Source organism: Haloarcula japonica DSM 6131 (assembly GCF_000336635.1).
GTDB classification, from domain to species: domain Archaea; phylum Halobacteriota; class Halobacteria; order Halobacteriales; family Haloarculaceae; genus Haloarcula; species Haloarcula japonica.
The window spans coordinates 21,863-44,742 of sequence record NZ_AOLY01000038.1 but is presented as its reverse complement, the minus strand read 5'-3'; the positions used below and the strand labels follow the sequence as shown (position 1 = coordinate 44,742).

The 22,880-nt window shown below is 65.3% G+C and carries 30 protein-coding genes and 1 tRNA gene; 12 read left to right on the top strand and 19 right to left on the bottom strand.

What is annotated here, in order from left to right:
- Positions 1-5: 5 nt before the first annotated feature.
- Positions 6-641 (bottom strand): helix-turn-helix domain-containing protein, encoded by a 636-nt coding sequence (locus C444_RS14295; protein WP_004593678.1) that lies wholly within the window; start codon positions 639-641, stop codon positions 6-8.
- A 193-nt stretch (positions 642-834) separates the two neighbouring features.
- On the opposite strand from C444_RS14295, the gene C444_RS14290 reads away from it, so the two are divergent.
- From C444_RS14290 to C444_RS14275, 4 genes are all read left to right on the top strand, one after another.
- Positions 835-1,248, top strand: coding sequence for an SRPBCC family protein (locus tag C444_RS14290; RefSeq protein ID WP_004593677.1), 414 nt, complete (start codon positions 835-837; stop codon positions 1,246-1,248).
- Between the two features lie 113 nt (positions 1,249-1,361).
- Positions 1,362-1,667: a CGCGG family putative rSAM-modified RiPP protein gene (locus tag C444_RS14285; RefSeq protein ID WP_004593676.1), complete on the top strand. Its 306-nt coding sequence runs from the start codon at positions 1,362-1,364 to the stop codon at positions 1,665-1,667.
- Entirely contained in the window at positions 1,668-2,741 is a 1,074-nt protein-coding gene (locus tag C444_RS14280; protein ID WP_004593675.1) for a radical SAM/SPASM domain-containing protein, read from the top strand.
- Between the two features lie 65 nt (positions 2,742-2,806).
- Positions 2,807-3,454 carry a helix-turn-helix domain-containing protein gene (locus C444_RS14275; RefSeq protein WP_004593674.1) on the top strand — a complete coding sequence of 216 codons (648 nt, stop codon included), beginning with the start codon at positions 2,807-2,809 and terminating at the stop codon, positions 3,452-3,454.
- 16 nt (positions 3,455-3,470) lie between these two features.
- Here the strand turns inward: C444_RS14275 and C444_RS14270 are convergent, their stop codons facing one another.
- From C444_RS14270 to C444_RS14240, 8 genes are all read right to left on the bottom strand, one after another.
- On the bottom strand, positions 3,471-4,631 hold the full coding sequence (locus C444_RS14270; protein WP_004593673.1) for a hypothetical protein: 1,161 nt from the start codon (positions 4,629-4,631) through the stop codon (positions 3,471-3,473).
- Position 4,632: 1 nt separating this feature from the next.
- A complete protein-coding gene (locus tag C444_RS14265) occupies positions 4,633-4,866 on the bottom strand; it encodes a DUF2249 domain-containing protein (protein WP_004593672.1) in 234 nt (77 codons plus the stop codon).
- A gap of 126 nt (positions 4,867-4,992) precedes the next feature.
- Positions 4,993-5,289: a hypothetical protein gene (locus C444_RS14260; RefSeq protein WP_004593671.1), complete on the bottom strand. Its 297-nt coding sequence runs from the start codon at positions 5,287-5,289 to the stop codon at positions 4,993-4,995.
- Between the two features lie 64 nt (positions 5,290-5,353).
- Positions 5,354-5,632 carry an ArsR/SmtB family transcription factor gene (locus C444_RS14255; RefSeq protein ID WP_004593670.1) on the bottom strand — a complete coding sequence of 93 codons (279 nt, stop codon included), beginning with the start codon at positions 5,630-5,632 and terminating at the stop codon, positions 5,354-5,356.
- A gap of 207 nt (positions 5,633-5,839) precedes the next feature.
- Complete coding sequence (locus tag C444_RS14250) at positions 5,840-6,961, bottom strand: pyridoxal phosphate-dependent aminotransferase (protein ID WP_004593669.1); 1,122 nt, start codon at positions 6,959-6,961, stop codon at positions 5,840-5,842.
- 114 nt (positions 6,962-7,075) lie between these two features.
- The gene (locus C444_RS14245) at positions 7,076-8,239 is read right to left on the bottom strand and encodes a thiolase family protein (protein ID WP_004593668.1); all 1,164 of its coding nucleotides are present in this window, start codon (positions 8,237-8,239) and stop codon (positions 7,076-7,078) included.
- A 55-nt stretch (positions 8,240-8,294) separates the two neighbouring features.
- Complete coding sequence (locus C444_RS22400) at positions 8,295-8,450, bottom strand: hypothetical protein (RefSeq protein WP_004593667.1); 156 nt, start codon at positions 8,448-8,450, stop codon at positions 8,295-8,297.
- A 45-nt stretch (positions 8,451-8,495) separates the two neighbouring features.
- Positions 8,496-9,263, bottom strand: a complete 768-nt coding sequence (locus C444_RS14240) for a DUF7839 domain-containing protein (RefSeq protein WP_004593665.1) — start codon at positions 9,261-9,263, stop codon at positions 8,496-8,498.
- A gap of 135 nt (positions 9,264-9,398) precedes the next feature.
- On the opposite strand from C444_RS14240, the gene C444_RS14235 reads away from it, so the two are divergent.
- Together C444_RS14235 and C444_RS22395 are read left to right on the top strand one after the other, a co-directional pair.
- A complete protein-coding gene (locus C444_RS14235; RefSeq protein WP_049909540.1) occupies positions 9,399-10,079 on the top strand; it encodes a metallophosphoesterase in 681 nt (226 codons plus the stop codon).
- 37 nt (positions 10,080-10,116) lie between these two features.
- Positions 10,117-10,272, top strand: coding sequence for a hypothetical protein (locus tag C444_RS22395; protein WP_004593663.1), 156 nt, complete (start codon positions 10,117-10,119; stop codon positions 10,270-10,272).
- Between the two features lie 38 nt (positions 10,273-10,310).
- Here C444_RS22395 and C444_RS14230 read toward each other — a convergent pair whose 3' ends face one another.
- On the bottom strand, positions 10,311-11,564 hold the full coding sequence (locus tag C444_RS14230) for an NAD(P)/FAD-dependent oxidoreductase (protein WP_004593662.1): 1,254 nt from the start codon (positions 11,562-11,564) through the stop codon (positions 10,311-10,313).
- Positions 11,565-11,647: 83 nt separating this feature from the next.
- On the opposite strand from C444_RS14230, the gene C444_RS14225 reads away from it, so the two are divergent.
- Both C444_RS14225 and C444_RS14220 read left to right on the top strand, forming a co-directional pair.
- Positions 11,648-12,820, top strand: coding sequence for a threonine synthase (locus C444_RS14225; protein WP_004593661.1), 1,173 nt, complete (start codon positions 11,648-11,650; stop codon positions 12,818-12,820).
- A gap of 83 nt (positions 12,821-12,903) precedes the next feature.
- Entirely contained in the window at positions 12,904-13,917 is a 1,014-nt protein-coding gene (locus tag C444_RS14220; RefSeq protein ID WP_004593660.1) for an alcohol dehydrogenase catalytic domain-containing protein, read from the top strand.
- A gap of 661 nt (positions 13,918-14,578) precedes the next feature.
- On the opposite strand, the gene C444_RS14210 is transcribed toward C444_RS14220, so the two are convergent.
- From C444_RS14210 to C444_RS14185, 7 genes are all read right to left on the bottom strand, one after another.
- A complete protein-coding gene (locus C444_RS14210) occupies positions 14,579-15,202 on the bottom strand; it encodes a J domain-containing protein (RefSeq protein WP_049909533.1) in 624 nt (207 codons plus the stop codon).
- A 68-nt stretch (positions 15,203-15,270) separates the two neighbouring features.
- Positions 15,271-16,029 carry a proteasome assembly chaperone family protein gene (locus tag C444_RS14205; RefSeq protein ID WP_004593657.1) on the bottom strand — a complete coding sequence of 253 codons (759 nt, stop codon included), beginning with the start codon at positions 16,027-16,029 and terminating at the stop codon, positions 15,271-15,273.
- Positions 16,030-16,034: 5 nt separating this feature from the next.
- On the bottom strand, positions 16,035-16,217 hold the full coding sequence (locus C444_RS21320) for an RNA-protein complex protein Nop10 (RefSeq protein WP_004593656.1): 183 nt from the start codon (positions 16,215-16,217) through the stop codon (positions 16,035-16,037).
- Between the two features lie 28 nt (positions 16,218-16,245).
- Positions 16,246-17,046: a translation initiation factor IF-2 subunit alpha gene (locus tag C444_RS14200; protein WP_004593655.1), complete on the bottom strand. Its 801-nt coding sequence runs from the start codon at positions 17,044-17,046 to the stop codon at positions 16,246-16,248.
- A 1-nt stretch (position 17,047) separates the two neighbouring features.
- Positions 17,048-17,221 (bottom strand): 30S ribosomal protein S27e, encoded by a 174-nt coding sequence (locus C444_RS14195; protein ID WP_004518703.1) that lies wholly within the window; start codon positions 17,219-17,221, stop codon positions 17,048-17,050.
- Between the two features lie 2 nt (positions 17,222-17,223).
- The gene (locus C444_RS14190; protein ID WP_004593654.1) at positions 17,224-17,502 is read right to left on the bottom strand and encodes a 50S ribosomal protein L44e; all 279 of its coding nucleotides are present in this window, start codon (positions 17,500-17,502) and stop codon (positions 17,224-17,226) included.
- Between the two features lie 130 nt (positions 17,503-17,632).
- Positions 17,633-17,899, bottom strand: a complete 267-nt coding sequence (locus C444_RS14185) for a hypothetical protein (protein ID WP_049909531.1) — start codon at positions 17,897-17,899, stop codon at positions 17,633-17,635.
- Between the two features lie 184 nt (positions 17,900-18,083).
- Here C444_RS14185 and C444_RS14180 point away from each other — a divergent pair, with 184 nt between their 5' ends.
- On the top strand, positions 18,084-18,356 hold the full coding sequence (locus tag C444_RS14180) for an HAH_0734 family protein (protein ID WP_004593652.1): 273 nt from the start codon (positions 18,084-18,086) through the stop codon (positions 18,354-18,356).
- A gap of 56 nt (positions 18,357-18,412) precedes the next feature.
- Here the strand turns inward: C444_RS14180 and C444_RS14175 are convergent, their stop codons facing one another.
- Positions 18,413-20,731, bottom strand: a complete 2,319-nt coding sequence (locus C444_RS14175) for a DUF2298 domain-containing protein (RefSeq protein WP_004593651.1) — start codon at positions 20,729-20,731, stop codon at positions 18,413-18,415.
- A gap of 117 nt (positions 20,732-20,848) precedes the next feature.
- Between C444_RS14175 and C444_RS14170 the strand changes: the two genes are divergently transcribed.
- The 3 genes from C444_RS14170 to C444_RS14160 all read left to right on the top strand — a co-directional run bounded on the left by C444_RS14170 (position 20,849) and on the right by C444_RS14160 (position 22,247).
- Positions 20,849-21,616 carry a glycosyltransferase gene (locus C444_RS14170; RefSeq protein WP_004593650.1) on the top strand — a complete coding sequence of 256 codons (768 nt, stop codon included), beginning with the start codon at positions 20,849-20,851 and terminating at the stop codon, positions 21,614-21,616.
- Entirely contained in the window at positions 21,613-22,098 is a 486-nt protein-coding gene (locus tag C444_RS14165; protein ID WP_004593649.1) for a GtrA family protein, read from the top strand. The genes C444_RS14170 and C444_RS14165 overlap by 4 nt, the downstream gene beginning before the upstream one ends.
- 74 nt (positions 22,099-22,172) lie before the next feature.
- A tRNA-Met gene (locus C444_RS14160) sits at positions 22,173-22,247 on the top strand.
- 65 nt (positions 22,248-22,312) lie between these two features.
- Here C444_RS14160 and C444_RS14155 read toward each other — a convergent pair.
- Positions 22,313-22,750 (bottom strand): hypothetical protein, encoded by a 438-nt coding sequence (locus tag C444_RS14155; RefSeq protein ID WP_004593648.1) that lies wholly within the window; start codon positions 22,748-22,750, stop codon positions 22,313-22,315.
- Positions 22,751-22,880: the final 130 nt, after the last annotated feature.

Sequence of the window (22,880 nt, the reverse complement as noted above, 5' to 3'; positions counted from 1 at the left end):
TCCCCTCACCGCGCGGGGAGGTCCGAGACGAACTGTTTCAGGATCTGCTCCTCCGCGCGGTGGAGCGTCTCGCTGCAGGTCGACTTGGCGATACCGACGCGGTCGGCCAGTTCCGTCAGCGAGCACTCTCGGGGCGTGTCGTAGTAGCCCGCGTCGATGGCCTCTTGGACCAGTTCCAGTTGGCTCTCGGTCAGCACCTGCTCGGTTTCGAGGTGTTGCTGGATGCGGTCGACGCTGAAGGAGATACCGAACTCCTCCAGTTGCTCGCCGAGCTCGGAGAGCCGCTCCTGTGGTGCCGATATCTCCCAGACGGCCTGGCCGTCCGACAGCGTGAACGGCATTTCAAGCGGGACGCCCGAGCCTTGAACCGGGAAGAGCAGGAGCGGCATCGACGTCTCGAACTGAACCAGTGCGCTGTCGTCCCGATGAGAGAGTATCTCGAGGGTTGTGACTGACTCGCGGTCCTCGATATCACGGAGAACCGCCGGGAGGTCGTCCGATGTGATCTCCGCTAGCCCGACACCGGAGTCCTCGCCGGGGAGTGCAGACAGGATGCGAAACGTCGCGTCGTCGTACGCTCGCGAGATGTCGCCGATCCAGATCTCATCCGGAATCGTGAGCGTGAGTTCAGCGTGTGGCATTGGTGTATCCGAATATATTCGTCCGACCCCTGCGGCCGTAATCCCGAACATGTTCGCTTCTCTGTTCGGGAACAAGAATTTTGGGGAACCATGCCGCGATTCGTTCACCAACGACGGTCCGGGTGCATAGCCGGCCGCCCGAACATCTCCGGGTATGGCGAACGCTTATTCCGACGGGCATTCGCCGTCCGGTATGGAACGCGTCTCGCTGACTCGGACGGTCCCAGCCGACCCAGAGACAGTCACCGACCTGATAACTGACGTGGAGCCGTTTATGCTTGCGGCAGGGTTCGACGAGGTGACACTCGATGGGGACAACCTCGGCATCATGAACCGCGTCGGGCTCTTCGAAATCGAGCTAGACCTCGAAATCGTCGAGACTGACGCGGTGCTTCGGTACGAGCAGCGGCAGGGCATCTTCGAGTCAATGATGACAGAATACACGGTTGCGGCCGTCGACGGCGGGACCGAAGTCACGGCAACGACGGAGTACAGTGCGCTCGACCTCCCGGTGCTCGGCGAGATGATCGATTCGACCGTTATCTCGCGACAGCGCACGAAGGAACTGGAAAAGCAGTTCGACTGGCTCGTCGAACAGGTGACGTAGCGGTACGTGTGATAGAGGCCGTTCGGACGAATTCCGCTCTGTAATCCGTTGTGTACAATGGCCCGAACATATTCGGGATAGGACCGAGGGACGCCCGCCGTCAATCTGTTCATATGAGCCATCCCCACGAGGACGTGCCGCCGGTAACGACCGAGGTGCACGACAACTCCTGGTCGGCGAACCTGGAGACGCCCGCGCACGCCGAAGACCCCGACGTGGTCGTCGAACAGGCTATCGACGCCGTCGAGAAGACGACGGTGGGGAATCACGTCAACCTGGTGAGCCACGCTGACCACGGCCATCCGGAAACCTACCTGTTCGACGCGCTGGCGGAGGCCTTCGGCGATTCCATATCGCTGGAGTACGTCCAGCAGTGTGGCTGTGGGGGTCACGTCACCCGCGTCCACCGGGAGGCATAGATGCGCGGGAAACTCGACCTCGACGAACAGCCGCTGGTGCTGATCTGGGAGGTGACCCAGGCCTGCGAACTGGCGTGCAAGCACTGCCGGGCCGACGCCCAGCCCCGCCGCCACCCAGACGAGCTATCGACGGCGGAAGGGAAGGCGCTGCTGGACCAGGCCCGTGAGTTCGGCGACGGGCAACTGGTCGTCCTCTCAGGCGGGGACCCGCTCGCCCGCGAGGACCTCCCGGAACTCATCGACTACGGGACCGAGCAGGGTCTCCGGATGACGCTGACACCCAGCGGGACGAACTCGCTGACGCGGGACCGACTGGCCGAACTCGACGACGCCGGACTCCGACGGCTGGCTCTGTCCATCGATGGCGGCGACAGCGAATCTCACGATACCTTCCGGGGCGAGTCCGGGAGCTTCGAGGCCACGATGGAAGCCGCCGAGGCGGCCCGTGATCTCGACATCCCGTTGCAGATCAATACCACTGTCTGTGCGGAGACAGTCGAACAGCTGCCGGCGATCCGGGACCTCGTCGCGGACCTCGATGCGGTGCTGTGGTCGGTGTTCTTCCTCGTTCCGGTCGGCCGCGGGCGAGTGCTGACGCCGATTGATCCCGACCGAGCGGAGCGCGTGCTATCGTGGCTCCACGAGGTTAGCGAGGAGGCATCGTTCGGCCTCAAGACGACTGAAGCACCCCACTACCGCCGCGTCGCGATACAGAACCAGGACGAAGGGGCTAGCGGGCTCAAGCGACGGATGGGCATCCGCGCTGGCAAGGGATTCGCCTTCGTGAGCCACACTGGCGAGGTGTTCCCCTCCGGGTTCCTGCCGAAATCGGCAGGCAGCGTTCGCGAGGAAAGCGTCGTGGATATCTACCGTGAGTCGTCGCTGTTCCAGCAACTCAGGGACGACGACGCGCTGACGGGCAAATGCGGGGCCTGTCGATACCGAACGGTCTGTGGCGGCAGCCGGTCTCGGGCGTACGCGACGACGGGGGACCCGCTGGCTGCGGACCCGCTGTGTGACTACCAGCCGGATGGGTTCGAGGGGTCGGTTCCCGACCAGCACCCAGCAGATTGAGGGGGTTTTTCACTCCGTGGGAACGCGCCTCGCCCGTTTTGTAACATGGTGTCACAGTATCTCATATGAGCGACTCCGGCATTAGAGTGGAGCTGTCGGTTGACACCCCTGGAGCGTGTCCGGTGGCGAGCGTCTCGGACGAGGCAGGCGCGGCCGTGACCGATGTCGCCCGAAGCAGCCCAGACGAAGACGGGCAAGTCATCGAAGAGTTCACCGCGACGGCCACTGACGAAGGGGCAATCGAGGCCCGGGAGGGCATGGACAAGGTGTTCGCGACGGGCAACGGGGCCCGCTACCAGTTCTCTCGGTCGCGAACTGAGTGCGTCTGCGAGGCGGTCGAAACATACGACTGTCCGGTCGCGGATATCCGCGCCGAGGGCGGACAGCTCCACCTGACCTTCCACGTTCCCGATGTCGACCGGGTGCGCGCTATCGTGACACGGCTGAAGGAACTGTACGACGGCGTCTCGCTCCGGTCGATGCGTCGGAACGGCGACGTTGACCCGGTGGACTCGATTCTCGTCGACCGAAGTAAACTCACCGACCGGCAGCAGGAGGTGCTCGAAACGGCCGTCGAGATGGGATACTTCGAGTATCCGAAAGGGGCCAACGCCGGCGACGTGGCTTCGGAACTGGACATCTCCGTCTCGACGTTCGCTGAACACCTCGCCGCCGCCCAGACGAAACTGCTCGACAGCATCATGGCGGAGTAGGCCCACGCCGTCACTACTACTGCCATCGACGAGCGAACGCCGCTAACAGGAGATACGTATAGAGGAGTGCGCCGAGAGCTCCAGCCGCTGTGCCGACTGATATTATCCAGCCGAACCGACCGATAAGGCCGAGTAGCTGAATGCCGATTCCACCACCGAGCAGTCCAATCGTCACCAGTGCCGTCCGGTTGTTCGCGTAGGGCCAGACACCGACCGCCGGTGGGTAGAACTGGAACGCCGCCCCAACCACAGTGAGTCCGAGAAAGCCCGCCAACATCGCCCGGTAGTGTGCGCTGACCAGCGCTGGGCTCCGTCCAGTTACGGCGATGGTCAGTCCGAGTCCGATACCGACGACTCCGGCTACGACCGCCACCAGCACTGCATAGAACCCGACGCGGCGGCGCTCCGACCGCAGGAACAGGACCAGATACGACAGCGTGAATCCCACGACTGCGATTGTTTCGATGACGCCACCAATGAGGAGGAGTCTACGGTCGAACAGCCCGAAAGCGAGCAGCGCGGGACCGACAGCGCCGGCACCGACGACGACTGCAACGATCGGTTGCGGCGCTTCAGCGACCAGAAACCGGGGAAACAGGCGGAAGCCAACGCCGAAGACGAACAGCGCGGCCGTCCCCGCAGCGAGCAAGTGCGACAGTTGCTGTGGGAGCATCGACTCGAAGCCAGCGGTGGTAGCGAGCGCGCCACCCGCGGCGAGTGTGAGGTAACCGAGTGCTATCGGGACTGCGACGTTGGCGGTTCGGTCGACCGGCTCCCTGTGGGCGTTCGGACCGCCGGTTCCCGTCGCCGCGCCGGTGGGGTTGTCTCGAATTGTCCAGCCCATCGTGCCGAGAAACACCGCGACGCCGCCGGCCCAGAGCGCGGTTCCGATAGGCCGGAGCCACGGTGAACCGAGCGGCGCGAGCGCCAGCCCAGTTGTGCCGAGGGCGGACAGCGGGAACTGGACAGCCGGCCCCCGATCCCACGCGAGGTCCCGGTCGAAGTACGACGGCACGAGCGCGTAGGCCTTCCCAAATAGGACGTGCAGGACGAACCCGTACAGACCGAGCGTGACGACGACACGGCGGGGCGCGGCGACCGCCATTGCGGCGTGGAAACCGACGAAAAACAGCGCGCTAACGGTGACGAACCACCGCGAGACGCGCTCGGGACGCATTTCACTCTGGTCGGATCGTGACGTGCCACTCCTCGTCGGCGACCTGTTCCGTGTCGTACTGGTACCCCTTCTTCGAGAGGACGTCGTACAGCGGCACCGGTTCGAAACTGTTCACCAGCCGGAGCGCCTCGCTCTCGCCGACGGAATCGAGGGCGTTCATGATCTGTTCGAACGGTTCTCCATCGACGTCCCGAACGTCGAGTTCCTGTACCGACTCCTGGTGATCTGTGCTCATACGTCCGACGACGGTCCCCGCCAGTCAGGGATTTGTCCCGAACGTGTTCGTCTTCGTGGCGGTACGGTACCAGTGATCCGAGGCCGAACGGACCGCCAACACCACTGCGGTACTCCCGGAACCGCGCTACCGAAGCGTGGTGTAGCTCAGCCCAGCAATCGCCACGAACTGCAGCGAGCGCAGGACCAGCACGGCCTGCTGGACGTGTGGGTCGCCGGCGTAGAAGCTCTGCATCGAGAAGAAGAAGTAGACAGCGATGGCGTTCTCGGCGAGCATTGCGACGGCGAAGGCGATGAGCCCGGCGACCAGTCCCGTCCGGAACGTCGCGTAGTTGCGAACCCAGACGCCCAACAGCGGGAGCAACAGGAGGACGTTGAGCCCGCCGAGGACGGCCGCGGCTGTGATGAGCGGTCCCATCGCCATCAGCGACACCCCGCTCGCTGGTCAACCGCGTTCGGTCCGTCACCAGTCACAGCTTGTGGCCCCGTCATTCGTCCATCTTCTCCACGATTTCCTCGAAGGTATCGCGGTAGTTGTCGAACCGGTCGGTCAGGAAGTACAGTTTGGCGTACTCCTCGTCGCCGGATTCGACCACGTCGTGGTCCTCTAGCTGTTCCATGTGATGCCTGATCGTCTTGTAGCCCACGTCGAGTTCGTCGGCGAGTTCGTTGGCGTTCATCGGTCGGTCCGAGAGAGCGTCGATGATACGCGCCCGGTTGGCACCGCCGCGCGTCGCCGTCAGCAGATACCAGAGCGCTTTCTCCATCCCACTGTCCTCCCGGGACCTGCGTCTGCCGGTCGTATAGTCCTGTCTCTCCCCGTCGAACAGCGCGCTGGACTCGGATGCATGTGCCACGATGGGATACGAGAGTCAAGACGGGCGGCTGATAAAGCGTTTCTTCGCACTCTCTTCCGAGACTGTTCCAATTTCGGGGTAACTGTACGGCGCGGTTCCAACTCCGCCTGTGAGCGCTCAGCGGACCGCCGCCGTCGCGTCGGCCATGATGTCGATGGCCTCCTTCAGCGTCGCCATGTCCGTCGCGTAAGAGATGCGGGCGTAGCCCGCGCCGTGTTCGCCGAAGGCATCGCCGGGGACGACCACGACGCCGCGGTCGATGACCTCGTCCACCCAGCCGTCGGGGACCTTCGGCATCGCGTAGAACGCGCCCTTGGGCGTCGGACAATCCAGTCCCATCTCGTCGAGGCCCTCCAGCAGCACGTCCCGCCGCTCTTTGAAAGCCTCACGCATCTCGTTCACCTGGTCCTGCGGGCCGGTCAGGGCGGCCTCGGCGGCGTACTGGGCCGGGGCCGACGCACAGGCCTGGGCGTACTGGTGGACGCGCAGCATCCGCTCGATGCGGTCGGTCGCACCGGTGACCCAGCCGAGCCGCCAGCCCGTCATCGAGTAGGCCTTCGAGCAGGCGTTGACGACGACGACGTTGCCCGTGTCGCTGAACTCCGCCGGCGAGCGGTGCTCCCCCTCGAACACCTGGTGTTCGTACACCTCGTCGGAGATACACAGCACGTCGTGTTCGTCGGCGATGCGGGCGAACGCCCGCATGTCATCGGGGGACTGCACCGCCCCGGTCGGGTTCGCCGGCGAGTTCACGACGAACGCCGCCGTGTCGTCGGTGATGGCCTCCTCGACTGTCTCTGGCGACATCGTGAGGTCGTCCCGCAGCGGGACCGGTCGCGGCGTCCCGCCGGCGAGATGCGTCAGCGCGTCGTAAGAAACGAACCCCGGGTCCGGGAAGATGACTTCCTGCCCCGCATCCACGTGGGCCTCCAGCGCGATGTGCAGCGCCTCGCTCCCGCCCGATGTGGCGATGATGTCTCCGGGGTCGACATCGAGGTCGTTGTCTCGCTCGTGCTTGGCAGCGATGGCTTCCCGGAGTGCCTCGGTCCCCTTGTTCGACGTGTAGGCGTCGACTTCCCCCGCCTGAATTGCCTCGACAGCCGCCTGGCGGGCGTGGTCCGGCGTCGGGAAGTCCGGCTGGCCGAGGCCGAGGTTGATGGCGTCCTCGCCCGCCGCCTCGAACACTTCGCGGATACCCGAGATCGATACCTGCTCCACCCGTCGGGAGAAGTTGGTCATAGTCTGTCTGGGGGCGGCCGGCCCGATAATTCTTCCCGATTCCGCTATGACGCGGCGGACATCACAATCGCGCCGCCACTGCCGGCGCTCACTCGCCTCGGCGCTGGCGGTCCCTTAGCGGACGATGCTCATCGCAATTGCGCCGCCACCGCCGACGCTCATCCCCACGATTCCGCGGTGATGGTCTGCCCGCTCCATCGCGTACAGCAGCGTCGTCGTGAGGATGCCGCCGCTGGCCCCGATTGGGTGGCCCAGTGCCACCGCGCCGCCCAGCGGGTTGTGCTTCTCGGCGGGGATGTTGAGTTCGTCAGCGACGTACACCATCTGAGCGGCGAAGGCCTCGTTGAGTTCGAAGTGGTCCACGTCGCCGACGGCAAGGTCGTTCCGGTCGAGCAGTTCCTCGACCACGTCGGCGACGGCCAGCGAGAACTCCGCGGGGTCGCGGTAGGTGACGGCGTAGTCCTCGACGTGGGCCATCGGTCCCAGTCCCTCACGCTCGACTGTCTCGGCATCGGCGAGCAGTACCGCCCCCGCCCCGTCCGAGAGTTTCGAGGCGTTGCCGGCGGTAATCGTGCCCCCGTCCGCAAATGCCGGCGGGAGTGACGCCAGCCGGTCCAGCGTCGTGTCCGGGCGTGGCCCCTCGTCTTCGGTCACGAGCCCGTCGGCTGTTTCCACCGGGACGAGTTCCTCGGTGAACTTCCCGGACTGGATGGCCTCGCCGGCCCGATGGTTGCTCCGCCGAGCATACTCGTCCTGTGCCTCGCGGTTGATGTCGTGCTCGGCGGCGATTTTCTCCGTCAGCGTACCCATGTGGGCGTCGTAGTGCTTGTCCCACAGCGAGTCCCAGATCATCGCGTCGACGAGTTCGCTGTTCCCGTGCCGGCGGCCGCCGCGCATGTCCGGCACGAGATATGGCGCGTTCGACATCGACTCCATGCCGCCGGCGAGACACACTGACGCTCGACCGGCCTCGATGCGGTCAGCGGCGGTCGTGATCGCCCGCAGTCCCGACCCCGAGGCCTCGTTCAGCGTCGTCGCGGCGATGCCGTCCGGCAGCGGTGACTCGACGACGACCTGCCGAGCCGGAACCTGGCCGACGCCCGCCTGCACCGCGTTCCCGAGACCGACCCAGTCGACGCTGCCCGCGTCGACGCTGGTCCGATTGAGCAGTCCTTCGACGGTCGCCCTGCCCAGATCCACCGCTGTCCGCCCCGAGAGCCCTCCGAGCAGTTCGCCGTGTGCGGTGCGTGCGCCGTCGACCAGAACCACATCGGTCATACGGACTACATGAATCCAATCCCACAATACTGTTCGCCTGACGACGAACGCCGTCCTACTCCTCGGTCGCCGTCCGAAGTTCCTCGATGGCCGTCTCTAGCCGCCGGAGCGTCGCGTCGGCGTCGGTGTATCCCTGCTCGTACTCGCCGTAGGCGTCGTCGGCTTCGCTCAGAAACGCTTCGACGGCGTCGTGTACGTCGTGTTCGCTCATGGCTGTACTGACGGCAGCCGACCGGAAAAGTCCCGCTACTCCGGGCTACTGGGTCACGTCGTAGTCGACGCTCGCGTCCCGGAGCGCGTCGGTCACGCGCCCGACGGTGTCCTGCGTTGCGACGACGACGGCGTCCAGCCCCCGCGATGCGGCGGCGGCAGCCACCTCGCCTGCCGCGAAATGGGTCGTCGGTTCGATGCCGGCATCGCGGAGCGCAACGACGGACTCGACGCCCGCTGCGGTGACGATTGGGACGTCCGCACAGGCGGCGGCAATTTCATCGACGTTCTCGACCGGCCCCGACCGGACTGGCGGGACCTGTATCACGCTGACGTGGCCGGGGTTGAGGTCGATGACACCCTCGAAGCCGGTGACGCCGACGACCTCGCCCGCCGCGGCGCTGGTCGTCGTCACGCCCGTCGCGTCGCCGCCACCGGGGTCGGCGTGCAGCAGGCCGTCCGACAGCGAGAGCGTCACCGTCTCGCCTTCTGCCAGGTCCGCCGTGGCGATGGCGGCGTCCTCCTGCACGCTCCCGAGCACGTCGTCGGTGACGTGGTCGGCGAACCGGCGCACGTCGGTGGCGGACTGGAACACCCAGTCGACGCCCTCTTTGGTGACGCGGTAGCGCGACCGCCCTTCCTTCTCGACTAAGCCGTCGTCGACGAGCTCCCGGATGTACTCGCTGACGGCCTGGCTCGTCACGCCGACGGCCTCGGCGATTTCGCCCTGACTCACCGCGGGCTGGCGCTCGGCGATCTCCACGAGGACCCGAAACCGCGTCGCGGCCCGCTTGTTTTCCAGGACGTCGACCATACCAGAGTCACGGGAGTCACAGGTAAAAATACCACCGACACCGTCAGGCCTGGATACGCGGCTGTGGACCGCCCCATCGCATCCGGCCTCGCCGTGACCGACAATATAAGCGTCGCCGGCGCTGACTGGACGGCGATGACAGCCAGCTACGACGACCGGGCGCTGCTGCTCGACGGCACGCTCGTCGTCGCGGACCTCCACGTCGGCCGGGGCACCGGCGGGAGTCTCGAACTCCCGGTCGGCTCCGGTTCCGACATGGTCCAGCGGTTCCAGTCCCTCGTCGACCGCCACGACCCCGACGAGGTCGTCGTCGCCGGCGACCTGCTGCACTCGTTCCGGACCGTTCCCCGCTCGGTCGAAAGTACCGTGGCGGGACTCAAAAGCGCCTGTCAGGGGGTCGGTGCGCGATTGGTCGTGACGCCGGGCAACCATGACACGATGCTCGACGGCGTTTGGGACGGACCGACCGAGACGGAATACCGGATCGGCGAGATGGTCGTCTGCCACGGCCACGAGGCTCCCGACACTGAGGCCGACCGCTACGTCGTCGGGCACGATCACCCGACCATCTCCATTGAGGGCCAGCGCCGGCCCTGCTATCTTGTCGGGAGCGGGCAGTTCCGGGGCAGCGACGTGGTGATGCTCCCGTCGTTCAACAAGCTGAACGCCGGGGTCGAGGTCAACGAGATGCGCGCCGGCGACTTCCAGTCCCCACTTGTCACCGACACCGACCGACTGGAGCCGGTGGTCTGGGACGAGAGCGGGCGCGAGACCCTGTCGTTCCCGCCGCTGGGTGAGTTCCGCCGCATGCTATAACGGTAAGTATTTGGCCCGCGACGGTGGACGCTGGAATATGGTTCAGACAGAAATCGCGCTGGGTCTCATCGCGATTACGCTGCTCTCGCTACTGCTGCTGTACTTCGCGACGATAAAGTACGTCTCTGAAGTCCTCGAAGGAGAGGGGCACGAACAAGAGGGAAACACGAATAGCGGCGGTCCGGCCGCATAGGCCGCCGCCCCTCTTCTGAAGTCGTATCGGCGTTTCTCTTATCGCAGCAGATCAGCGGCGACCTTGCCGCTTTCGAGCGCGCCTTGTATCGACGACCAGCGGGTGTAGTCACCGGCTAGGACGGCGTTCCCGTCCGGCGCTGTCGGGTCCGGCAGCGAGTCCCGATACCCCGGCGGCTGGGCGAACTGCGAGAACGGAACCCGGTCGGTCCGGAGCAGTTCCAGCGCCTCGAAGCTCGCGTTCGGATACCACGACTGCAGCGCCGCCCGGACTTCGGCGGCCAGTTCCCTGTCGTCTTCTTCCGGCGTCCCCAGGAACGTGGCGCTGTACAATTCCATGCCGGCGGGCGCGTACTCGCTGGCAACGGCCGACAGCGGCGCGATAGTGTTGGGCCGGTCGTCGGCCGCGTTGAGGATGATGCGCTTGCCGGTCGACGGGGCACGGTTCGTCGGGAGTGCGAAGTACTGGGTGACACAGCCGACGGGTTCGGTCGGGATGGCGTCGATGTCGGTCAGCTCCGCCGCGGTCCCCGGGTCCGTCGCGACCACGGCGCTCTCAGCGGTCACCGTCTCGCCGCCGACCTCGGCAGTGACTTCGTCGTCGTGGGTCTGCAGGTCTGTCACGGCCGCGTCGGTCTCGATTGTCGCGCCCGCCGAGCGAGCGCGGTCGGCGAGCTGTCGCGGCATCGCCTGCATCCCGTCGGCGGGGACGAATATCTCGCCTTCGCTCAGCATCTTGTAGGTGTACTCGAAGATGCTGCTGTCCGTTCCCAGCGAGCGGTCGAGCGTGATGCCGCCGTAGAACGGCGCGGCGAACCGCTCGACGAACTGCTGTGAGAACCCGTAGTCCGCGAGATACTCCCGAATGGTTCTTCCGCCACGGGAGAGCAGCTTGACGGGGTCGATGCCGGCCAGTTCGCGCTGGAGGCGGAACAGCCGGAGTTTGTCGGCCGTTCGAACGTCGGTGTTGAGCAGCGTCTGTGGCGTGGCCGAGGGGTTGCGGAGCGGGTCCGACAGCACCGAGCGGTGGTTCGGGCTGGCGATGGTGGCCCCCGGCGTGAACGTCCGCGGGGACAGTGCCTCGATGTCGAGTTCTCGCTTCGCCGCGGGATAGGCGGTGAACATGACCTGAAACCCGCGGTCGAACGTGTAGCCGTCCTCGTGGGTCGTCCGGACGCGGCCCCCGACCTCGGACGCCTGTTCGAAGACGATCACGTCACGGCCCGATTCCGCCAGGTGGCGGGCGGCGACCAGCCCGGCGAGTCCCCCGCCGGCGACGACGACATCTGTCATGTCCGCTCCTTTGGCCGCCTGTGCCAAGAGCGTGCTGAAGCGGGACCGGACCACACTTGGTCGTCCCGTCCGCAGGGGCAGACATGGAGACGACTGGGGCGTTTCGCGGCCTCATCTGCACGGCGTGTGGCGCGGCAACCGACAGCACGGCCGACCGCTGTCCCGACTGCGGCGGCGTTCTCGTCGGCGACTACGACGGTCCCGACCTGACGCCTGCGGACCTACCCGACACGTCGGGGCCGGGCCGGTACGAGCCTCTGCGGCCGTTCCCGCAGGACGCGACGGTGACACTGGGCGAGGGAGCGACGCCGATGGTCCCGGTGCCGGACCTGGCCGATGAACTCGGCGTCGACTCGGTGTATGTAAAAGACGAGGGGCGAAATCCGACGGCCTCGCTGGACGACCGCAAACTCTCGCTCTCGGTCACTGCTGCCGCCCAACGCGGGGCCGAGCGCGTCGTGACGTCCTCGACCGGCAACGGCGCGCAGGCCAACGCCGCCTACGCGGCCCGCGCCGGCATCGAGTCGAAGGGCTTCGTCCCCTCGCGGTGCCCGTTCCTCAACAAGGCGATGGTGAACGTCCACGGCGGCGACATGCGCGTCGTTGAAGGCCGGTACGACGACGCCGTCTCGGCGTTCGACGACGAGGTAGCCGAGGCAGCCGACGGCTGGGTCCCGGTCGCGCCGGGCCACCCCTTCCGCATCGAAGGGGCGAAATCCGTCGCCTTCGAGACGGCCGACGACCTCGACTGGACGGCCCCCGACGCCGTGGTCCACCCCACCGGCCACGGCGAGACGCTCGTCGGCCTCGAACACGGTTTCCGGGCGGCAGCCGACAGCGGCCTCACGGACTCGACGCCGCGAATCTACGCCGCACAGCCGGACTCGACAGCCGCCGTCGCCGACGCCGCACGCGAGGGTGCGAGCGAACCAGCGGCCATCGAGCATCCCGACACCATCGTCGGCCCGCTGGAGGTCCCCGACCCCGCCGCTGGCGCTGCGGCGCTCGACTCTCTGGATCGCTCGGGCGGTAATGGTGTCGCAGTCTCGGACAAAGACATCCTGGCCGGGGCCGTTGACGGCTGCGAGATGGGGCCGGAAACCGGTGCGACCGGCGGAACGGCGATTGCCGGCGCGCGAGCGCTGGCCGAGGAAGGGGCCTTCGACGATACCGACGTCGTCGTCTTGGTGAACCCTGTCGCCGGTAGCAAGGAGGCGGACCTGCTTCGCAGTCACCTCATGAGTCAGGGCATCTGAGGGCGGCCCGTGAAAACAAGTGCCACGACACAGGGACACACACTTCGGTGTCGTTTAGACTGTCGTGGCACAACACTGGCCTGATGCGCACTGCAGCGTTCAGCGAACTCACTGGCCCGAACGGTGTCTCGGTCATCAACCAACCGACCCCCGAACCCGAACGCGGTGAGGCGGTGGTCTCCGTCGAAGCGTGCGCGATCAACCGTCACGACCTCTGGATTCTCGAAGGCGATTCCGCGATGATCGACACGGACGACCTGCCGTTCGTCAGCGGCCTCGACGTCGCTGGCACCGTCGACGCCGTCGGCGAGGGCGTCACAGCCGTCGAACCCGGGGACCGCGTGGTGCTCTGTCCGAACGAGACCTGCGGGACGTGTCGCTACTGCCGTGAGGGGCCGGAGAACCTCTGTGAGAACTTCTCACTGTACCACGGCGGCCTCGCCGAGGCGGCCCGCGTGCAGGCCGACCGCCTCGTTACGCTCCCCGACGGCGTTGAGACTGTCGACGCGGCCGCGCTTCCGACGGCCTATATGACCGCCTTCCACATGCTCCGCCGGGTCGACGCCGGCCCGGGCGACACGGTGTTCATCCCGGGCGTAACCGGTGGTGTCGGCGTCGCGGGCGTCCAGCTCGCGGCCGCTCTTGGTGCCGACAGCGTCGGGACCTCCTCCTCAGAAACGAAACTGGACCGCGTCGAATCGCTCGGCCTAGACTACGCCATCGAGAGCACCGATCCGGACGAGATTCGGGATGCAGTCTCCGATATCGGGCCGGTCGACGGCGTCCTGAACCATCTCGGTGGCGAGTACACACAGGTCGGTTTGGATGTCCTGAAACGCGGCGGCCGGATGGCGATCTGTGGCCGGACCGCCGGCGGCACGTCTGAGATCAACATTCCCGACCTGTTCCTCGGCCATAAACGCGTCATCGGAAGCACGATGGGAACACTGGGCGACTTAGAGCGGCTCGTCGGACTCGTCGCCGACGGCGAACTCACCCCGGAAATCGAGGAGACGTACCCGCTCGAAGAGACCGGTGCGGCGTTTGCGGCGATGCAGGACCGCGACAGCGTCGGGAAAATCGTCGTAACGCCCTAGCTACTCTGTGTGCTCCCCGGAGGTAGCTCGTCCGGACTCACTCTCTTGCTGTGTCTCGACGACAGACGCCCCGAAAGCAGCCGTTCAGTGGATTCCCTCGCTCACTGCCTGTGCGATTTGTGTCAGAATCCCTAGAGCGGTACAGAGTAGTATCACAGCCGCCGACAGTATGACACTCCCGAAGAGGAGGCCACCGATGGGGGGAAGTACATGCTCAAGCAGCGACCCGTCCGGGATTTGAGCAACAACGTTCCACAGGGTCACCACAGCTGAAGCCAGGACTCCGGCTCCCCCTCCAACGTACAGAAACCGCCTCGGCCATGTTGCGGGCCCTCCCCAGCGTGTATGGGCTGCCAACAGTCCACCGCTCCCAAGCCCCAGCAGTCCAACAACTAACAGCACTGCGAAAGAGAGCCCGGCTAAGCTGGCTCCATCAGGGTCGGGCTGGTCGTACGTTATGACCGTCATGACGGTCCCCAGGAGCGAACAGAGAGCGGCTCCGATGGTTCCAGCGGCTAACCGGCGCGAGGACACAGGACGGCGCATGCGCTGTCCTATCCTGCCGGAATTGAAAATTCTTCTGGACAGAACCCACCGGAACGGCCTGATACTGTACCGTTGGCCGCCCGTTGTTCGAGCGACCGGCGCGCACGTCTCACTCTCACGACGCTCGCTGTTTCGACGTCCCGGACGCATGCTGTTTCGCGGTGGTGTACGCCTCCCGGACGCGCTTGAACTCGTCTTCGTTGCCGCCGTGATCCGGATGGACCTCCTTGACGCGCTCGCGATACGCCGATTTCACGTCGTCTAGCGACGCGCTCTGGGTAAGGCCCAGTTCGCTGAACGCCTGCACCGTCGGGTGTGGTTCCTCCTCGGGGTCCGGGCCGAGGTCGACCTCCGGCGTCTCGAAGGGGAGGCGCGCGCCGAGGTAGACGCCGGGCATCTCGTGTTCGACCAGCACCGGGACGGTCGGGGACCGTTCGATACGGTAGTACGCCCTGGCGTCGAACGTGATCGCCACGTCCCGCTTGGGGAGGTAGAAGGCGACGTGTTGCCCCTCGACGAAGTGGTTCTCGGCGAACTGCTCGTCGATAGCGGTGAGGTACTCCCGGAGCTCCGCCCGGCGTCGCATCTCGCCGCCGTCGGTCGCCTGTCGGTTCGGCCGTTCGGCGGGAAACACGCGATTGGCGAGGACGAACAGCCCGGCGACGACGAGGCTGCCAGCGACACCCAGGACGAGCCCGAGGACCAGCCACTCCGGCGGCATGCCCGGTTGTGTCTGCACGACCAGCCGTTAGGGCTCCGGCGGTAAAGAAATTCTCGCTGTCGGGCCGCAGTGTGCGGCTGTTCGCTTCACCCGATGTACCTGAGGTCCTCGTCGGCGGGCGACGGGGAGTTCTGCTGTTCCATCTCTTGGATCTTCCGGACGACTTCCTCCATCTCGTCGGCGCGGTCCTCCAGCGAACTGTAGTCGACCTCGAACCCGATGACCTCCTGCAGGATTTCGAGTACGGCCTGTGCGCTCTTGGGGTCGACCAGATAGCCCGACGTCTCGCCCATGAGGCAACTGGCCGGCACGTCCCGGCGCTTGCTCAGGCCAAGCAGCAGGCCGGAGACGCCGACGATGCCGCCCGCGGGCTCGTCTTCGCGGAAGGCCACGCCAGCGTCCTCCAGCGTTTCTTTGAAATCCTCGGTCGTGGTCGCGCCGAGCACGTCGTACTCCTCGATGAGTTCGCCAGTCGGGACGCCGCCGAGGGCGAACACCCGTTGAACGCCGAAGTCATCGGCGATGTCGAGGAACGTGTCAGTCAGGCCGTAGTGGCCCTCGTTGTCCTGGGCCTGGTGGTCCCCGGAGAGGACGAGCAGGTCCTGCCCCTCGTCGGGCGTGACCGCGTGGAACTCGGCGCAGGCGAGCTGTGCCTGTCCCTCGTCGATGCTGACCTGTGGCGGGAAATGCGTCGAGTAGACGCGGCGGACGAGCTCGCTTTCGAGCTCCTCCAGGAGGTGCTCCGCGGCGAGTTTGCCGACGTGGCCCACACCGGGCAGCCCCTCGACCAGCACCGGGTCGTCGAGGTCGGGGTCCGCTACGGTCTCGATGTCGAATTCGTCCATACGGCTTATTCCCGGCGGCGGCGCTTAAGAGAACGTCGATACTCGCCGTAACTATCCTCCGGCGAGAACGGCGCGGGTGCGCTGTTGACTGCTTCGTGCCCGCACTCCGGGCAGGTGTCTCCCAGCGTGTACACCGGCCGGTCGTGTTCGGACTTCCAGGCGGCACAGACGCGGATATCCGATTTCATCGGTTGTAAATCGTCCGTCGGCGGCGGCTTACTCGTCGTCTTCGCTGCGCTCGCGGTGGAACTGCCCCGTGCCGCCGTGTTGTTCGACGACCTTCGCGGCGCGGTCCGCACTCTCTTCGAGCGCGTCCTCGGCGGTCTTGTAGTCGGGCGCTTGCACCTGAATGCGGTACTCGGGCGAGCCGACGTAGGTCACTTCGAGTTCGATCTCGTCGGGGACCTCGCCGTTGCCCTCCGCGGCCTGCAACGCTTCCTTGATGACGTCGACGCCGTCGCTTTCGGGACAGGACAGGTCGACGTAGCCGGTGACTTGTACGTACGGCACGGAGACGTTGTTCCGGGCCGTCTGGACGATAGAATCGATCTCCTCCCCGGAGAGGTCGACGTCTTCGAGGGCGTCATTGCCGTGGATCGCCGCCGATTCGAACCCGTCGTACATCGAGCCGAACTCCGCCAGCAGCTCGTTGGCGATGGCGGCGTAGCTCTCGTCGTCCAGGTCCTCGCCGAAGGCCAGCTCCATCCAGTTGTCGGCCTTCTGCTCGTTTTTCCACTCCTGGATCTTCTCTTTCCGCTGGTGGTCGTTGACGTCCTTGATCGAGAGGTCGATCTGCTGGGCGCTCTCGTCGACGTCGAGTACCTTGGCAACGACTGTCTGCCCTTCGTTGACGTGGTCGCGGACGTTCTTGATCCATCCGCTGGCGACCTCGGAGATGTGACAGAGGCCGCGCTTGCCCTCGTACTCGTCGAGGTCGACGAACACGCCGAAGTCCTCGATCTCGTCGATCTTGCCGACGACGAGTTCGCCCGGTTCGGGCCAGCCGCTGTATTTCATCCTATCGGGCCTCGACGACGGCGGTCACTTCGCCTTCGATGTCGGCCTTGCCGCCGGTGGGGCGGGCGATAGTGTGGCCACAGACGGCACACGAAACCTCGCTCGCGGCCTTCTCGAAGAGAGTCTGTTCGTTCTCGCAGTCGGGGCATTCGACGGTGATGAAGCTTCCTGCCATCGTTACTCCTGGAACTCCAGTCGGCCGGCGCGCCATCCTTCGCGGAGGTGGGCCTTCCCACACTCGCCACAGCGGTACTTGAGGTCCGTCTTCTTGGTGGGCTTGTCGCCACCCGGAACCTTCGAGAACTTCCCGTCGTTCCCGATACCGGAGTTACGCTCGCGCTGGCGGTCGATCCACTTCATGCCCGTCTGGCGGCCGCTACGGACCTTTTCGACCTCGTGTTCCTGGTGCTCGTTACAGTGCGGACAGTACGTATTGAATCGTCGTGGCATCTGCATAGATATCGGCCTTACCGAGCGATTTGACGTGACCGCTTAAAACCCGTTTGGTTCGCACCCGCCGTCCGCCGTTCGAGGCCCCATCAGCCGCGACTGAATCGCCGACGCTCCGCCATCTATCCTGCGACAGTTACTGGAACAGTACGGACGGGCCGGTCGATTCCATCCGGACCGCGCCGAACACGTCCGACGCGCCCGACCCGGGCATCAGTTCGAGATTCACCGCTTCGCCAGTCGAGAGCGATTCCAGCGTCGCCGCCAGTTCGTCGTCGATGTAGTCCACGACCTCGTACGTTTCGTCGTTTTCGACGTCCCTGAGTTCCATTCGTCCATCGTCGCCCATCGGACTGACCACGACCGAGGCCCGCTCGCACGACCGCTGCCGTTGTTTCAACATACATGACTGTCACCAGTTCTAATATATAAATCTCCGCCATCAGGATGTTAAGCATCTAAACATTGTCTGGAATAATATAAGGACATTCTAGTTACAGATTCTCGGATCGCCGCCCTGTCGGTCGGCCTGCCGTGGCGCAATCGCCTTCGAAGTCACTAAGTACGCTGTTGGCAAAGGAACGGGCATGAAGAAGCTCATTATCCACGGCGACCCGGGGCTGCGAAAGGGCGGCCGCATCGAGTACGAGGACGAGGAGTACGAGGTGTTCTCAGTCTCGCGGCAGGGCGACTGGCACGGCCCGGACCGGCCACAGCTCTGGTGTACCATCGGCTCCGAAGACGAAGAAGAGACGTTCAAACGGCAGGAGTACATCCCGATGCATCTGGACACAGACGATATCGAGGCCGAGGCTGTCACCGTCCTCCGCGAGCGCGCGCCGCCGAACGCCGAGTCCTGATCGGCCCGCATCGCTTCCTGAAAACCGCCGTTCGCCCGGCGTATCACGCTCTTTTTTCAGAAGTACTCCGGTCGGACCTGGTAGATCGTGACGCCGTCTGTGCGTTTCGCTACGGTCACGCCCTGTAGTTGGCCGACAGTCACCCCGTCGTAGCGGGCCCGCTCGGCAGGGCCGACGTAGACGTAGCGCACGTCGTACGCTTCCAGAAGGCGGCGCTGCTCGGCCGCATCGCCGGTGTAAATCGTCTCCACGTCGTCGACGCGGCCGTCGTACACCGTGTCGTTGCGGTACTGGGCCTCGTGGGTCCAGCCCGCGACGGTCGGCAGTCCGGTCAGACTCGATGGCGCGCTCGCGCCCTTGCCCTCGCTGGCGTCCCACTCGTAGTCAGCGGGGGCGGCCGTGACGATGGTCGGCCGGCCGGTCATCGTCTCGCCGAGCCACCGGATCGCCTCGGCTTCCTCGGGATGGGCCTCGTCGAGATAGGCCAACCCGTCCAGCGTGGGCTCGTCCGCGGCGTCGACGTGATTCGAGAGCGCGAACACGCCGTACAGAGACGCCGAACAGACCAACAGGGCGACGAACGCGCGGAGGCCGATGCTCGCCCACGCTCGCGCACGGTCGTCGGTCGGCCGCCAGCGGGTGAGCAGCCACGCCAGCACGGGTCCGGCGGCGACCCCCCAGAGCACCCACACCTGCATGTACGTCTTGAAGACGGTGTTCATCCGGCCGATGTTCTCCCTGACGAAGACGAACTCCACGAGGAGCACGAGGCCAGCACCGGCGAGTATCAGTACACCCTCAAAGCCGACGGGTCGGTCGCTGCCGTCCGCGAACGCCGGGACTGCGTCGAGAGTCCGGTCAAGCGTCGGCGAGCGCGCGAACAGCCACGCGCCGACCAGTAGCGGGGCGAGCAGCCCGACCGCCGCGATGTCCAGTGTCGCCGCGAGCGCTGCCGTTCCGACGGTCACGAGTCCGACGATACGGGCCGTACTCCGGCCGACGGCACGCCCGGTCTGGGCGTACAGGTACAGCCAGAACGGGGCGACGAACAGGCCATGGACGGCCAGCAGCTCAAGCAGCGAGGTTCGGTCGGGCAGGACCGCTATCTCGCGCCCGCTCGCCGGCCCGAGCCAGAACGGGAGCGACCAGAGCAGCCCCAGCGCGAGGACGCCGCCGGCGACGGCCAGCCCCGTCCCGACCCGGACCACCTCCTGACCCGGACCGTTCAGACGGAGCCGCTGGCCGATGTGCTCCGGCAGGAGCGTCGTCGGGTCGGCCGGGGCGACGGTGACCGTCAGCAGCGCCAGCCCGCCCATCGACGGGAACGACCACGTGTTCGTCACGGCCATGATGCCGGCGACGGCCGGAAGCGCGCCGAACAGCAGCGCGAGCCGTCGGCGGCGGTCGTCGTCCGGCGTCTGATAGTAGCTGAAACAGAGCGCGGCGGCCAGCAATAGAAAGCCCGTACTCATCATGTGGGCGTGCATGTCGCCGTTGAGCCAGGCGAACAGCGGGAATTCGTCAATGACCAGCGCAGCGCCGGGCTCGTACGTGCCGAAATCGGCCGCGGTGTCCTCGATGACGCGGCTCGCGTCCCAGTAGCTGAACGAGTCCGGTCCCGCCGCGAGCCCGTCCAGTTCGTAGCCGGCCCGCTCGGCGACTGTCTGACTCAGCCCGTCAGGCAGGAGCCAGACGACGAACTTAGCAGGCGTCGATAGGTTACTGGCGAACCCGACACAGAACGCCGTGAGGCCGGCGGCCAGTCGCCGCGGGAGCCCGCGCTCGCTCGCCACAGCGCCGGCCAGTCCGTACGCCGCCGTAACCAGCGTGGCGTAAAAGCCCGCCAGTGCGAGATTGTACGCGAACTGCCCGGCGGTGCCCGTTATTCTGGTGAGAATCGCCGCAATGAGATGCCCGCCATAATAGTACGCGACCGGTTCGCCGGCGAACCACATGTCCTCCAGGGGGAGGCTGTCAGCCCGCACAAGCGACTGCAGTAGCCCGAAGTCGAGGAATTTCTCGCCGCCGATCGGGACGATTGCGGGGTCAAGCGCCCGAACGCCGACGAGGAACAGGAACGCGACTGTGAACACGCCGGCCGTCTCGGCATAGGTTCGCAGGTCCAGTGTCCTGTCAAACCGCCATACTGCTAGGGTAGTCGCTGCGAGAACACCGACGCCGAGCCAGACTCCCAGCGTCAACGAGAGGCGACCGACGAAATAGGTGACCAGCCACAGTATCGAGACGGCGACCGGGACACCGAAGGCGACTCCGCGGTCGGTAAATCGGGGAAACAACAGTCCAGCGACGGTCCCGCCGGCGTACAGCAACAACAAGTAGAGGGCGAGCCAGGTGGCGAGGAGCCCGTATTCCATCAGTGAAGGGGCCGATTCGCTGCCCTATACGTTTTTCCGTTGCACGCGGGCTTATCAACTGATTAGTGACCGGTAGCTTCGAACTGTTTTTACTTCCGCCTGTCCCACTACTCGGCAATGTCGCCGACCGTCGGGGTTGTCCTCCCAGCCTATCGTCCCGACATGGACCAGCTCGGGTCGTATATCGCTGCCATCGACGACGCCCTCGCTCCCCAGACCATCGTTGTCGAACTCGATGCGCCACGAGACGGCGTCCCTGCACAGCTCCGTTCGCTCCCGGTCGACGTCCACACTGTGCCCTACCGCCGCGGGAAGGGCGCAGCGATCACCGCGGGGTTCGAGCGGCTGGATACCGACGTGCTGGCCTTCGTCGACGCCGACGGGTCGACACCGGTGCGCTCGCTCGAACGCATACTGGACCCGGTCACCGACGGCCGCACGGACCTCGCCGTGGGCTCCCGTCGTCACCCGGATGCGACGGTCGCTACACACCAGACATTCGCCCGCCGGTTCCTCGGCGACGGTTTCGCGTGGCTTGCCGGCCAGTTACTCGACGCGCGACTGTACGACTACCAGTGCGGTGCGAAAGCCATCGACGCGGCCGCCTGGAACCGGGTCCGTGACCATCTGTACGAGCCCGGCTTCGCGTGGGACGTCGAACTTATCGCCATCGCCGCGGCGCTGGACTTGCGTATCGAGGAGGTCCCCATCGAGTGGGAGGACAAGCCCGGCTCGACGGTGTCGCCGATACGAACGTCGATAGACCTGCTCGAGGCACTGCTGACGGCTCGCCACCGATCGAAGCAACTGCGCGATGACAGCTTCCACACGGCTCTGGCAGAACACCTCGACGAGCCAACTGCTCTTATCGAGAAAGACCGATGATAGACATCGAACAGCAAGTTCGACGCATCGTTCCCGACCGGTTCGAGTCACTCGTGTCGGGTGTCCGGTTCGGCCAGTTCGTCTCCGTCGGCGTTGTCGGCGCGATCAGCGACAACACGGTGCTCGCCGTACTCGGCCTGGCCTTCGGCGTCAGCGATATGTGGGCCAAAGCTGCCGGCGTCGAAACGGCGATTCTCGTGATGTTTCTGGTCAACGAACACTGGACATTCGCCGGCCAGGGTGACGCCGGCCGTCGGTCGTTCGCCAAGCGACTCGGGAAATCCCATCTCGTCCGATCCGGCGGCGTCGCAGTACAGCTCGCCGTTTACTGGCTGCTCACACAGTGGCTGACGATTGAACTCGTCGTCGCCGGAACTGACCTGTGGTTCATCGCCGCGAGCCCGCTCGCAATCGGCGTTGCGATGCTGGTCAACTACGTCGCCGAGAGTATCTTCACCTGGCAGGTCCATACGGACGGGTGAACGTAGCGCGTTACTAACTCACGGACGGCACTCGAATCACAACCCTTAATGAGGGGACCGGACTACGAGATAGTAGCGGGATGGGATAGCCAGGAGATTCCGGCGGGCTCATAACCCGCAGATCGGTAGTTCAAATCTACCTCCCGCTATCATTTTGCCGAACTCACTTTTCCAGTAAGTCGGTCAGATCGACCACTCACAGCATCTTCTCGCGTTACAGGCTGTTTTCAGCTTCTTCCTGCTGTTGCTCACTGCTATGGAGATACCCGTCTCTGGCTGCTGTAAGTATCCGGTACAGCGTGGCAACCAGCGCAACAACGAGCAATACGCCAAGGGCCTGTGCAGGCGTGTTCTGCGTCTCGAATGCCCACGGGAGCGACAGCGCTAAAAACCGGATAGCGACGATAAGTCCGGCGAGTGTCGTGACAGTGACCAGCAGATACCGGGCAACACGCTGAAATGGGCCGCCGCGGTCCATCGTCTCGAGCCCGTATCGCTGTACCATCGCTCCTTCCAGTGCCAGCCAGAGTGCCAGCAGTGCGGCCACGCTGAAGCTAATGGTTCCAAGCGGGTCCGGAATCGTGAGACCTGTTATCCCGGAGACAACTCTGCTTGCACCGACGAGGAGCCCGAGCGCCAGTGGCCCAAGCAAGACAAGTGAACTAAACAGTGCAGCAAAATCCTTTGTGAGGGGCCGAACGGAAGGGGACACAACAGCCAGTATCGGCTCAGGTTCTTGTAAGGCTACTGGTGACTACTGGCGGCTCGACCCCGACTCTCTA